This window comes from Natrinema sp. LJW11 (genome assembly GCF_056135975.1).
Map to the genome: position 1 here is coordinate 33,407 of NZ_JBWBDM010000002.1, position 13,111 is coordinate 46,517.

Genomic DNA, 13,111 nt, shown 5'->3' on the forward strand with positions numbered 1-13,111 from the left:
CACGCCGCCGTCCGTCCGGTCCCGGTCAGACCGACCGACAGTCCGCACAGACGAGTTGGCCGTTGGCGTCCCACAGCGCATCCGCGAGCGAGCCACAGGCCTCGCAGATGCCCTGGGTAGTGTACTCGTCGCCGCCGTTGGGGAGCGGTCCGGCGTCGCCCGCCCCACTCGTGCGAGCGGCCACGGGATCCGCGAGCTCGCGATCCCGATCGACCGGTGGCTCGCTCGAGCGGGTGGGGGTCATCGTCGCCTGGAACGAACTCGCGGCGGCGATGACGTCGCGCTGGGTGACCAGACCGACGATCCCGCCGTCGTCTTCGACGATAACGTTGCGAATGTTCTGTCGAGCCATCGTCGTGGCGACGTCGGTGAGCGATCGGTCGGGACTGACCGTGATGACCGGGGTCGTCATCGCCTCATCGACAGTCGTCGTTGCGGGGTCGCGTTCGTCGTCGACGAGTCCGAGCACGTCCCACTCGGTCACGATGCCGACCGGCTCCGAACCGCGGACGACCAGCGCGCAACTCGTCCGTTCGTCTCGCATGAGGGAAACGACGTCGAGGACGGTGTCGGACTCGCTGACACCGACGTAGTCGCTCGTCAGGATTTCTCTGACAGACAGTTCCGATTCCATGTGTGAACGCATCCCACGAACGGGCTAAAAGCTACCTCCATCACACTTAAGCGAATCGGCAGCAAAGTTCCCTCCTTCCGGAAACCTCCGGTCTCTCGTACCGATGTCCCAGAGCAATCGCATGACGGTTCGCGGTCGGTCCGAAAACGACGTTCACCGGTCCGTCTCGTACGGGTCGCTGTAACGATGTACCGACGCAACCCCAGAGTGGTCGCGGTTGCGCCGGCAATGACTGACAGGAGTCCGTCTCAGGCCTGCTCCCACTCGAGTTCGACTCGAGTTCCGTCGGCCCGGCACGTCTCGAGCGCGTGTTTCGCGTCGTAGCCCGCCTCGTGGGCGCTCTTCCCGCGACCGACGCCGACCTGCATCTCGACGTCGACGGCCTCGGCGACGTGAGCGGCCGCCTCCTCGTAGTCGGCCCGCTCGAGGTCGGGACAGACGACGATGACGTTGTCGCCGCCGACGAAAAAGGAGAGGCTGTCGTGGGCGTAGCGCATGTGTCGCATCAGTTCGGCGTACCCCTGTTCGATCTCGATGAACGTGTCGAAGGCGTTGAGTTCGTCGGTGTAGTTGCCGGTCGCGTCGACCACGTCGAAGTGTGCGATCTGGACGTCGTCGTCGGTCCGGTAGTCGGCCGCGATGGCCCGCCCCTCGAGACACTCGCGTCGGTTCTTGTCCTGCGCGCTGCCGGCCGCCTGGAGGCGTTCGGTCGCGTCGGAAAGCGCCTGTACGGGGCTCGTCCCGGTCGCGACGCCGAGGCTGAGGCTCACGGGGTATCGGTTGCCGACCGATTCCTGGAGGAGCGCGTGGTCCTCGAGCGAACAGCCGTTCGTGACGGCGATCATGTTGTCGAAGCGAGTGAAGAAGGTGTAGCCGCCGCGATTGCCGACGAACTGGGAAATATCTGCGAACAGCCGAGACTGCATCGTCTGGAGGTCGGCCTCCCGTCGGGGTTCCGGCGTCACGGTCCACGGCCCGTAGTTGTCGATCTGAACGAGCGTCACCTGCGTGTTAGTCACTGTGACCGATTCTTTCGAACGCCGTCGTATAAGTGATACGTAATCCAGATTCGTGACGCGACTCGGAAACCGACTTCAGGCCGGTTTCTTCTCGGGGTTTTTGCCCTGCGGGTGGTACTTCCAGAAGCCGCCGGCGCGCATCGCCGCGCCGATGGCCTTGTGCATGTCGACCATCGTCTCGAACTCTGCGGGTTCGACGTACTCGAAGATCTCGCTCATCGGAACGACCGTCTCGTAGTTGATCCGGATCGGATAGTCGCCGTACTCCGCGACGAACTCGTCGCGGTCCATCGGGAAGTCTTCCTCCTCGTCGACCTTGTCCGCGATGATCCGCATGTCGAACTTGCGCATCCCCTCGCTGCCCTCCTCGCCGTCGGGATCGACCGGCCAGTTGCTGCTCATACCCGACCGTGTGCAGGGGACCCGCAAAAGGATTACTCTCCGTCGCCGTCACCACGCCGTCGATCCGCCCGCTCGACGCCCGTCAGTTCGAACCGCGTCCCGCCGTCGTCTCCGCTGGTCACGGTCACGGTCCAGCCGTGGGCCTCGGCGATCCGGTCGACGATCGAGAGTCCGAAGCCGGTCCCACCGTCGGCGCTCGAGTAGCCGCTCTCGAAGACGCGGTCGCGGTCGTCCGCCGGGATACCGGGCCCGTCGTCCGCGACGGCGAAGCCGTCGGTCCCGTCCGCGAGATCGTCCACGGTGATCGTGACGCCCGGACCGCCGTGCTCGACCGAATTCCGGAGCAGGTTCTCGAGGAGTTGTGCGAGCCGAGCCCGGTCGGCGCGAACGACGGCGTCCGTTTCGATTCGTACCGTGGCCGCTTTCGTTTCGACGATGTGACAGCAGTCCTCGACGAGCGTCGCGAGGTCGACCGATTCGATTTCCAACACCGGGTCGCGTTCCCGTGCGACCGTCAGGATGTTCTCGATCAGAACCGCCATCCGGTCGTGCGCCCACGCGACGGCCTCGAGATCGTCGTCGGCGCAGTCGCAGGTTTCGCGGGCCGCCTCGAGTCGCCCCTGCGCGACGTTCAGCGGGTTCCGAAGGTCGTGGGAGACGATGCCGGCGAAGCGGTCGAGTCGTTCGTTCTGCGCTTGCAACTCGCGCTCGCGCGCTTTGCGCTCGGTGATATCGCGCAAGACGCCGACGGTTCCCTGAATCCGGCCGTCCTCATCCCGCGGGAGGAGCGCGATGTGGTTCTCGTTGGGCACGCGTTCGCCGTCCGCCGTGATCGTCTCCATCTCGAACGAGGCGTGTTCGCGGTCGTCCGAACGTATCAGCGCGCGAATCTCCGCCTCGGCGGTGGCGATATCCTCGTCGTCCATGATGATCGAGACGTGCTCGCCGACCAGTTCCCCGGGTCGGTACCCCGTCGTCGTCAACTCGGCGTTGTTCGGCGGGACGACCCCGGTGAGATACCCCTCGTCGTCGAGCGCATACACCTCGTCGGGGATCGTCTCGAGGATCGTCTCGTAGCGCTCGAGTTCCCGTTCGCGGGCCTTGCGGTCGGTGATATCGCGAACGACGCCGGCGACGCCGCGGTACCGGTCGTCCTCGAGAGGGAGCAACGAGAGGTGATCCTCGCAACGGACCGTGTCGCCGTCGCTCGTTTCCACGGTGATCTCGTAGGTGCGCTTGCGGGTTGCGGCCTCGTCGGCGAGCAGCGATCGAACGCAGCCGGTGCCGCGTTCGACGGACGGCTCGTCGAGCAGGAAGGACACGTGGCGGCCGACGATTTCCGCTTTCTCGTAGCCGGTCATCTCGGCGTAGGCGTCGTTGACGAACGCGTACCGGCCCTCGGAATCGACCGTGTAGACGGGATCGCCCAGCGCGTCGATGATCGTCTCGTAGCGCTCGAGATCGCGCTCGCGCTCCTTTTCGTCGGTTACGTCCTGAACCGTACAGATGAGATCCCCGTTTTCGGTCGTCGACAGCGAGTGGGCTTCGACGAAGGTGCTCCCGTCCGAACGAAGGCCCGTCGTCTCGCCGTACCAGTCGCCCTCGGCCATCACCGTCGGGACGATCACGTCGCGGACGTGCTCGGTTTCGTCGTCTGGATACAGTCGTTCCCAGTGCTCGCCGATCAGATCGGCGGGCTCGTAGCCGTAACAATCGGCGTACGCCCGATTGACGTAGACGAATCGACCGTCGGCGTCGAGCAGGCTGATTCCTTCCTGTGCGGTTTCGATGGCGCGGAGCTGTCGCCGTCGTTGCAGGTCGACCAGAGCAGTTTCGACGGACGAGCGGATGCTGTTCGCCAGCGTCGCGTACTCGGTCGCGTCCCGCCGCAGGTAGTCCGAGACGCCGGCCGAAATGGCCTCGCTCGCGACCGCTTCCGACCCCGTGGCGGTGAACAGGATGAAAGGGAGACCCCCGTCCGTCGCCCGGACGCCGTCGAGCAACGCCAATCCGTCTGCGTCGGGTAGCTCGTACTCCGAGACGACGCAGTCGACGTCGGTCTCGGCGAGGCGCTCGAGCGCATCGCTCGTGCCGGTCGCGCCGAGCGTTTCGATGGCGTCGTCCGCTCGCTCGAGAGCGCCGGCCGTCTCGGCGAGGCGCTCCGGGTCGCCGTCCACACAGAGGACGGAAACCGGCTCGATCGAGACGCTCTCGTGCCGAGATTCGTCTCGGTTGCTCATGCCCTACCTATCGGTACGGCGAGGATATAGATTTGGGCCTCCGGGCCGGTCGCCCGCTCGTTCGGACTGAACGAGGTTGCGGGCAGGTCTCGAACTCGACGACGACAGTACCAACTGAAACGATTCACACGCCGATCGCTACGCTATCGTGCGGCCGGGTGTGTAGTGACTTTCAACTCGATTGGAGCTATTGCCGGCCGTTCGTCGGCCCCCTCGAACGCGGAACGAGCGCTCTCGTCCCGTCGGTACGCCCACTAGCTGATCGATTCGGTCCGGGTGACTCGAGCGTCGGTAATCGGGGCCCAGGGCGGCTCGAGGTCCGACTCTATTCCGGCCAAATAACAGTAGATATAAGTCTGGATAAGTCAACAATACAATCAGAATCCGCTCACAGAGACCAGGGCTGCATCGAAATGTCTCAGGTAACACTCTCACCCGAGGCGTGGCCTCCAAACCGCACGGCTTCGAAAGCCATGATTACGTTGATTACACCCGGATATAACCGTCCCGCACGACGACAGAATCGACCGACTCGAGCAGCGTCGGCTTCGCACGGCCGATCGACGAGGGGTTGCGATGAATCTTAACCCGAAGGAGGGCGACGACTCATCGCCGCGTCCCGAGAAGAGCGCCACCTCGTCGTCGCGTCCCGACTGTCCGCGCTGCGGTGCCCCGGTCGGTTTCGTCTCCGTCACCGGTCCCCTGACGGCGTCGGCCAGTCCCTGTGGCTGTTCGGTGTCGCCGAATTCCGTCCAGCGCGACGAGTGACTCGGGGCTCGAACCCGACGATCGACCGGTCGGTCGGCGGATCCGATCGAAATCACTGCACACCACCCGTCGACATCGCTCGTCGGCCGGGCGGTTCGGAACCGGGGCCTCGAGTGACCGAGTGCCGTTAGACGTCGCTCTCTAAATCCGGGTTCGTCGTTCAGATTCGTTCGGCACAGTCGCTCGTAGCGGACACCTTCATCCAGAATACGCTATGAAACCGGCGATACGTCCAGGAATCGCACGTCTCGTTCAGTATCGCCGCGCGATTTCCGGATCGGGCGTCAGTAGCGGACGGGGCCTTACGCGCAGCCAACTCGTCTGTCTCGGTATCTTGTTATACGACGAGCCTCATTCTCGAGGTCGATTCCCATGACGCAGCCAATCGAGGGCGAGACGAGAACGTTCGAGCGGACGTTTACAGTCGAAGACGTACAGCAGTTTGCGGAACTCACCGGTGACGATCAGCCTCGTCATACCGAGCCGGACGAAGACGGACGGGTGATGGTACAGGGGTTATTGACCGCGACGCTCCCGACGAAACTGGGGAGCGACAACGAAGTGTTGGCCAGTACGATGGAATTCAACTTCCAGCAGCCGGTCTACACCGGTGAACCGATCACGTGCCGATCAACGTTCGACACGGTCGAGGAACGAGACGACCGGTACGAATTCACGTCGGACGTCGTCTGTGAGAACGCGGCTGGTGAGGTCGTGTTGACCTCATCGACGAACGGACTCATTTGGAAAGACGAGTAGCAGTCGGTACAGACGCACACGTGATCACCGAACCGGCGGCTCGTGCTGATCCCACGCGCGCTTTGTCCGCCAAAACGTCAGCCCGGTTCGCTCGTGTCGCGACAGTCGACGCGACGACTCACACGAAACTCGAGTCAGACGAGGCTTGGTCTGCTTACGACGCGATCCGCTGCGGTCGCCAGCGTCGCCGCCAGAGCACTACTCCGAGGGGAATGCCGAGAACGGACACCGGGAGGGGAACCAGTGAGTAGCCGCCAGCGAGGACGAGATAGACGACGAAGAAGCCGCCGAGGATCGTTCCGAGCGTCGAGACGAGGAACTGACCGCTCTCGGTTTCCGCCTTCCGCTCGAGTCTCGTTTCCCGACGGATTTCGACGAACGTGAGGGGGAGCGTCAGAGAATGGCTCGCATACCAGTCCGTGTCTGCCCGCCGAACGGTACGGACAGGAGAGAGATGTCCTCCGTAATACAGTACGGATCCACTCAGCGATGCTTCGATAGAAGTGGTGACCGCCGCCGATCGAACTGGGCGGATACGAAGGCAGAGATATTTTATCGACAGCCGTTAAACGCCCAGTATGGCAAACGACGAACAAGAATCCGAGACCGAAGCGGAATCGGCGGACGATGAGACGGAACGCGAAGGTGAGCGGGTGATGAGTCGGGCGGACGGTGCGGGCATCATCCGTGAAGTCGCTGCTGGTGTCGAGGACGGGACGATCGACATTGACGGTGAAAACGGCTTCACGGTGGCGGTTCCAGAACAGTTCGAACTGGAAGTCGAGTACGAGGTTACCGACGACGAGGCCGAGTTAGAAGTTGAACTCGAATGGCCGATGGAAGACGGCGAACCGGTATCGGCGGACGAATGACATAGTTGACGGCCTCTGTTGCAGCCAATCGTGAATCAGCGGTAAGTATGGGCTAGGTAGGTAATGGATCGACGACGATTCGTTCGGGAAATACCAGAAGCTGCATGTTGAATCCAGAGGCAGAAGTCAGCCCGGAAGGGTATCGAGTTTAGAGGGGAGAGCTCGCATCACCCAATAGTCATTTCAACTCCTTGTCGATGCGCTCGGCGTGTGCAAGATACCATCAATGAATATCTGTCCTTCGTGGGTCAGAGTGACTTGATGATCAGAATATTGGAACGTAAAGGTCCACTCGCCCCTCTCTTGCTCACACACTTTTTCTAATACTTCTGGGTCAATATACTCGTACAGCGAATCAAGTTCTCCTGACTCTACCCCATCCCGGGCGGCTACCGCTTTGACAACGCTGGTGATGACATCAGTCCGCGTCATCCTTCATGCACTCCTGTATGATTTTACAGTTGTCAACCAAGGACACGGGGATCTCGTCCTTCGACTCGAACACGTTCTCAACGATAAATGCAGGTTCCACGAAATTGGGACCACGCTGGACACAGAACCGTTCGCGATCCCAGCGAATGTACCCCGCTTCGGCGAGCTTAGGAAGGTGGTGATGACGCAGGTGAGTGGCTAATGTCTCAGACTCCATCGATTGGTTAGGGGATTCTGCAGCCTCAGGCAGCGAAAGTCGTCGCTCTTCTGGTTCATCCAATAACGAATTAATAATCTCTCGTCGCGGCTCAGCGGAAAGAACATCAAATAACTGATTCCACCGCTCTGCCCATTCCCAATCGTTTGGTCGACTAGCAGCCATATCCTGGCTATTATCTCTACGCACTTCACCCTTGTTAGCGTACAACGCACATTAGTGTAAAAATACGAACTCCATCTCTCGATTTCAGATTTCCATCTCAACCGACCTTGCAGCCAATCCAGCAAATCATACTGCGAGATACGCGCTGTGTATGCAGCATGGCTCTACAAATGCCACCGATAGTTGATACAAGTGCCAACGTTAGATTCGCAGGAAAAGTGAACAGAGAGTTCAGTCCGAACAGAGCGAAACGAACACCGTGCGTATCGTTCTCTGACGCCCTCGAGAGGTCGATACCGAGCACCGTGAGCGTCGGGAGTTCGAACACGGTAAACGGCGTTACGGACAGCAGTGGCTCGATTCGGATCGAGCGGACTCGAGCGTCGATGATTCGGGGTTCGGGGTAGCTCGAGGCGGACTCTCTTCCACCCGGGTAACAGTAGATATAAGTCACGACAGGTCAACAATCCAAACGGAAGCCGGTCTCTAAACGCACGAGCGAGGGGCTGCATCGAAATGCCCCGGGTGGAACCAGCACCCGAGACGTGGCTTCCAAAGCGGAACGCTTCGGTTGCCATGATTGCGTTCATTCTACCGGGATATAAACGTCCCGCACGACCGTCGAATCGCCCGACTCGAGTAGCACCGTCGCCGCAACGGTCGAGGCGCGGTCACGATGGATAGCCGTTCGGACGCGAGCGACGACGACGAGTCGCCGTTCCCCGACTGTCCGCGCTGTGGCGACCCGGTGCTGTTCTCGACCGCCACCGGGCCCCACACCGGCTCCGTCGCTCCCTGCGGCTGTTCGGTCCCGCCGGACCTCTTTCCGAGCCTTCGCGAAGAGTAGGTCGGAGGGGACTCGAGCCCCGACGATCAGCCGGCCGGTCGGCGGGTCCGATCGAAATCACCACACACCACCTGTCGACATCGCCCGTCGGGCGGCCGGTTCGGAACCGGGGCCTCGAGTCCACAACGGTCTCGATTAGTCGTCGCTGTGTTCCTCGAGAAGGTCGATCTCGTTTCGATCGGCGACGTCCGAGAGAATCGCCCGGGCCGTCTCCGCATCGACGTCGTCGAGGAGACGGGCCACGAACGGAGTGAGGAGTTCGGGTCGGACGCGGAGGTCGACGTACTCGACCTGCCCACCGGCGACGACGAAATCCACGTCCCACTCTTTCTCCGTCGGTTCCGTCATCCGAATACTGGCCCACCTGTCGGTCGCTGACTCCGGGTCCGTGAATATCTCGTTCGGCATAATCGAACAGTATAGTCGTCCTGAACGTATAAAGCTCGCTTACCCACTTTTCCTCTAGTCCGCATCGTAAAGCTAGTCAGACTATATATATGTTGCGGATATAATAGTCGGCGACCAACCGCTTTCTCAAACGGATCAAAAATGCGAAATTAACCGACCAGTGAGTCGGTCTTGGTGATGGCCTCAGGGGAATTTGCTGAACTTCCTGCATCTCTTTCATATAACTAGTCTTACAGTCGGAATGATTTACTGCTGATATTCGTGATCTCGTAACAGGATTTATAGGTAGATACTGTCTCGGTTTAGAAAACAATGGGAGCGGGATTATCAGGGAAAGATGAAACAAACAGAGATCCACCATCTGTCTATCAGGTTCCAGTAAAGACGGAAAACGACGTGCCGATTCGAACAAATTTCGAGCGGACGATCGTAAATGGAGTCCGCCGAGAACAACTCGTGGATCTCTGTGAAATCCCCCTCGAGTATGAGACGCTTCGAGTATGGGGAAATACAGAGGACGAATCGGCAGAAACCGGTGATTATCTCTTATTTGCAGATCGTGATGGGCGTCACGGAGGCGACTATACGCTTCTCGCCCGTATTGATCACGCAACAATTCTGGATGAGGAGACGGCAGCGGCGTTTACGAACGCGATCGGTTGGGGAGAGGTATCGGACGTTTCGTATCAGCATGTGATGTTTCTCGATCCAATCTACGAGACGACCCTCGATCGTGAGGGGTTCTGGGAAACGCTCGGGTTCCGTGGATGGCCAAATGACACGTTCAGCGGCATCGACTTCGGTCGCAGTGGTTCGACGTTCTTTGCAGAGTACGACTCGATCGAGGGATTCCTTGAGCAGATCCGCGGCAACAAGATCTATCCGACCGAGTTACCCGTCGAAACCGAATCGGCCGACGAATACGAGACGCTCGAGGCGGCGATAACCGACATCCGTCATCGACTCGAGGAATCTTCGGAAAACACGGCGTGGCTCAAAACCCGTCTCGGGGAGGCACTCGTCGCCGAGTGGTCTGCTTCACTCACCGGATTCAAACCGTCCGGTACAGTCTCCGCGAGCACCGGTGCAACGTTCGATCAACTTCGATCCGTCTACGAATCACTCGAACCCGAACTCGAGGAGACTGCCAGCGAACTCGGCGTCGGCTCTCACTATTCGTTTTCGCCGGCAAAGACGCTCTTTCTCTGTTGGGTTCGTATTCTTCAGGAGGATGTCGACGACACCGGGAGTGTCCTGAGTCAACCTCGGTTAAACAGTATTCTTCGCGATACCTACACCGTGGAAACTGATACGGAAGCGGAGTCGGTAGCTCGACCGACTGACAGCACTCACCCAGTGCTATCACACATTCAAGCGACATCACCGACAGTATACAAGTTCACTGCCCCGTGCGATTACTGGCTAACGAGTATCGAGTACAGTGCGGTGTCGTCCGGAGAGGACTATCGGAGCCGATGGGAAGACTTCTCGGAAGGCGATGTCGCGATTCTGCATTCCCGTGAAGAGCCATCGAACGAAGAACTCAGCCGTCATCCCAACGGTGTAATCGGTGTCGGGATTCTCGGGCGGACGTTCGAGAAAAAAGAACCGTGGTGGTGGGACGAACACGAACGCGGGGAGTCGTATCCGCTGGTCGCGATGTTCGATCGGCTATTCCTCACCGGTTCGATTGACGATATCGATACGTCTCGATCGATCATTGAAAAGACAACGTCGGAAATCAATCAGGAGTCCGACGCGCTGACGACGGATTTCCTCCCGATTGCGCAAGCCAACAACATCTGTGAGGAGGTCTCCGGTATCGAATTCCCGGTCCAATCACAGTACGTAACGTTTCGAACGGACGATGACGCGATCGATCACGATCGGCCAGTGGCGCTCATCGAGGCGATCGCGGATACGTTGAGTGAGGTCTCAGCGATCAACGTCCACAAGCAGTATCGCGGTTCGATCCCGTCCGAAACGCTCAGCGGTCTCTACTTCCCAGACGATCAGGGCGATCGGATTCTCGAGCAGATCACGACGGCGCTCACGTCCGGGAAACACATTCTCCTGACTGGTCCACCGGGAACCGGAAAGACGGAGATCGCTCGTCGAGTGTGCGACTCGCTGTCGGATACGCTGCCGTATCTGTACTCGGATTTCGAAATGACGACGGCGACTGCCGACTGGTCGACCTTCGATACGGTCGGCGGGTATATGCCGAACGAATCCAGCGGAGATGATGATACTCTCGCGTTCACTCCGGGAATCGTCCTCAACCGACTCAAAAACACCCGGACGGAGACCCAATTGAACGATTTACTCATCATCGATGAACTGAACCGCGCCGACATCGACAAAGCGTTCGGGCAACTGTTCACGCTCCTCTCGGGGCAGTCAGTGCAGCTTCCGTACACGAAAGACGGACGCGAGATCGAATTGACAACGACCGACGAAACTTCTGGACGGCCTGCTGACCATCAGTATCTCGTTCCGAATTCGTGGCGTATCTTCGCGACGATGAATACCTACGACAAGACCTCGCTTTACGAGATGAGCTATGCGTTCATGCGCCGGTTCGCTTTTATTCGCGTTCCCGCTCCTGCCCTCCCCGAGGATCCAGCAGAGGATGATCAATTAGAGCAACTGATCTACGACTATGCAAACGCGTGGGACCTTGATATCAATCGTAACGAAGCGATGGCTATCGGTCGCGTTTGGCGGGAGACGAACCACGCTGTGGAGGAACGATCGATCGGTCCCGCGATCATCGAAGATATACTCCGATACGTCAATCAGCATCCCGAGGACGAACTCGAGTACCATCTCACCCAAGCGGTTATCAGCTATATCTTCCCTCAGCTCGAGGGGGTCCCGAAGCGACGGACGATCGTTCGGGAAATAGCGGCTGTCAGAGAGATCGATGCGTCGCTTCTCGAGCAAGCGGCACGAGAGATGCTACAGGTGACTATAGCGAAGAATGAATAGAAACGAACTCCTCGATCAACTTACCGAAGACATCCTCGCCCACGTGATGCGCGGGTCGTTTCCCGAGCGTGAACTGGCGCAGTCGATTAAACCGGAGCAGTTAGACGAACGATTCGAGGAGTACGAACTGCTGCTCGATCTCCATTTCATTCTCAAATCGGATGTCGTCTCGTTCGTGAGGGATCTTTCGAAACATCTGCGAAGCATTCGAACGGAGACGCAAACGACAGCGCGGACACGCCGTGGTACTGTTGACGGACGAATCAACTGGGGAGCAACCATCAAGAAACGTTACTCCGAACATCCTCGAGACGCATCGATCTTCGTCTGTGACAACCGATCGGTGGACTACGATATCCCCGAAAATATCGTTCTCAAACGGCTGATCTCCGTTATTCATACGACGATCCGCGAGACCGAGGAGTATCTCCGGGGCGAATACGAATGGGTCCGAGAGACGTGGAAAGGCAACGAGAACCTTATCGACGAATTACAGCAAATCGTCGAACGAAACGTCCACGTCCGTCGAATTCGCGATCCGGACACCTACGAGCCGACCGAACGGATGCTCACGACCGCTGCCGATTCGCGACAGGCAGTCTACCGCGAGGCTGCGTCGCTCCTCAAATCTCGAGAGCGGCTCTACGAGGGCGACCCGGACGAGATCAGGGAACTGCTCGATGAAACGGCAATTGCGCCCGACGATCAGGATTCGCTCTTCGAACTGTACGTCCTCTTCCGGTTCGTCGCAACGCTCGAGCAACTGCAAGAGAGCCAACCCGAGTTCAAGACGATTGCAACGGGCCGGCAGGAGGTGGCTCGATTCGATGGTGACAAGGAAATCGCCCTCTATCACGATAATTCTGCGTCTGATCGAAACCTATCGTTCGTCGCAGTTCCCGATGAAGACCAAGAGGAACCATCACGGACGGACGAGGTACAGCTTACAGCAAAGGAGATCGCGAGCGACTACTTTGGCCGGGAGTTTCGAAATCAGACGGGGCGTCCCGACGTTATCGTCCTCGAGATTATCTCCGAGACGGACGATCAACACGAGTATTTGATCGTGGAAGTGAAGAACAGTACCAACACGGACACGATCCGTCGTGGAATCAAAGAGACGTTAGAGTACCTCGCCTTTCTTCGGGTTAACGAAGACTACGTCTTCGGTCGTGACGACGGGAGCTACTTCGGCTCAGGGTGGAACGGACTGCTGGTCGTTCAAGATCTCGAGGACGAGACTGTCTCGCTCGAAGCCCAGTCCGAGAACCCGGTCACGATCCTTCAAGCAGATGAGTTAGAAGAGCAATTAGCGGTTGTGCTACGCGAGATCCTATAGCGTCGCTCGGATTGTCGT

General features: G+C 59.2%; 13 protein-coding genes. 6 read left to right on the forward strand and 7 right to left on the reverse strand.

What is annotated here, in order from left to right:
* Positions 1-25: 25 nt before the first annotated feature.
* The 4 genes from AC0QDI_RS04750 to AC0QDI_RS04765 form a co-directional block, all read right to left on the reverse strand.
* Complete coding sequence (locus AC0QDI_RS04750; protein WP_474665757.1) at positions 26-634, reverse strand: CBS domain-containing protein; 609 nt, start codon at positions 632-634, stop codon at positions 26-28.
* 248 nt (positions 635-882) lie between these two features.
* Entirely contained in the window at positions 883-1,653 is a 771-nt protein-coding gene (locus AC0QDI_RS04755; protein WP_474665759.1) for a GTP cyclohydrolase III, read from the reverse strand.
* A 75-nt stretch (positions 1,654-1,728) separates the two neighbouring features.
* Positions 1,729-2,055, reverse strand: a complete 327-nt coding sequence (locus AC0QDI_RS04760) for a DUF5785 family protein (RefSeq protein ID WP_474665761.1) — start codon at positions 2,053-2,055, stop codon at positions 1,729-1,731.
* 32 nt (positions 2,056-2,087) lie between these two features.
* The gene (locus AC0QDI_RS04765; protein WP_474665763.1) at positions 2,088-4,295 is read right to left on the reverse strand and encodes a PAS domain S-box protein; all 2,208 of its coding nucleotides are present in this window, start codon (positions 4,293-4,295) and stop codon (positions 2,088-2,090) included.
* A gap of 576 nt (positions 4,296-4,871) precedes the next feature.
* Between AC0QDI_RS04765 and AC0QDI_RS04770 the strand changes: the two genes are divergently transcribed.
* From AC0QDI_RS04770 to AC0QDI_RS04780, 3 genes are all read left to right on the forward strand, one after another.
* Complete coding sequence (locus AC0QDI_RS04770; RefSeq protein WP_474665765.1) at positions 4,872-5,063, forward strand: hypothetical protein; 192 nt, start codon at positions 4,872-4,874, stop codon at positions 5,061-5,063.
* A 372-nt stretch (positions 5,064-5,435) separates the two neighbouring features.
* Complete coding sequence (locus AC0QDI_RS04775; protein WP_474665767.1) at positions 5,436-5,822, forward strand: MaoC family dehydratase; 387 nt, start codon at positions 5,436-5,438, stop codon at positions 5,820-5,822.
* A gap of 578 nt (positions 5,823-6,400) precedes the next feature.
* Positions 6,401-6,694 (forward strand): amphi-Trp domain-containing protein, encoded by a 294-nt coding sequence (locus tag AC0QDI_RS04780; RefSeq protein WP_474665769.1) that lies wholly within the window; start codon positions 6,401-6,403, stop codon positions 6,692-6,694.
* A gap of 183 nt (positions 6,695-6,877) precedes the next feature.
* Here AC0QDI_RS04780 and AC0QDI_RS04785 read toward each other — a convergent pair whose 3' ends face one another.
* Entirely contained in the window at positions 6,878-7,126 is a 249-nt protein-coding gene (locus AC0QDI_RS04785) for a HalOD1 output domain-containing protein (RefSeq protein WP_474665771.1), read from the reverse strand.
* Positions 7,113-7,508, reverse strand: coding sequence for a DUF7344 domain-containing protein (locus tag AC0QDI_RS04790; RefSeq protein ID WP_474665773.1), 396 nt, complete (start codon positions 7,506-7,508; stop codon positions 7,113-7,115). Before AC0QDI_RS04790 ends, AC0QDI_RS04785 begins: the two co-directional genes overlap by 14 nt.
* 676 nt (positions 7,509-8,184) lie before the next feature.
* Here AC0QDI_RS04790 and AC0QDI_RS04795 point away from each other — a divergent pair.
* On the forward strand, positions 8,185-8,355 hold the full coding sequence (locus AC0QDI_RS04795) for a hypothetical protein (protein WP_474665775.1): 171 nt from the start codon (positions 8,185-8,187) through the stop codon (positions 8,353-8,355).
* 135 nt (positions 8,356-8,490) lie between these two features.
* On the opposite strand, the gene AC0QDI_RS04800 is transcribed toward AC0QDI_RS04795, so the two are convergent.
* A complete protein-coding gene (locus AC0QDI_RS04800) occupies positions 8,491-8,763 on the reverse strand; it encodes a hypothetical protein (protein WP_474665777.1) in 273 nt (90 codons plus the stop codon).
* A gap of 696 nt (positions 8,764-9,459) precedes the next feature.
* On the opposite strand from AC0QDI_RS04800, the gene AC0QDI_RS04805 reads away from it, so the two are divergent.
* Complete coding sequence (locus tag AC0QDI_RS04805; RefSeq protein WP_474665779.1) at positions 9,460-11,754, forward strand: AAA family ATPase; 2,295 nt, start codon at positions 9,460-9,462, stop codon at positions 11,752-11,754.
* Positions 11,747-13,093, forward strand: a complete 1,347-nt coding sequence (locus AC0QDI_RS04810) for a hypothetical protein (protein WP_474665781.1) — start codon at positions 11,747-11,749, stop codon at positions 13,091-13,093. Before AC0QDI_RS04805 ends, AC0QDI_RS04810 begins: the two co-directional genes overlap by 8 nt.
* Positions 13,094-13,111: the final 18 nt, after the last annotated feature.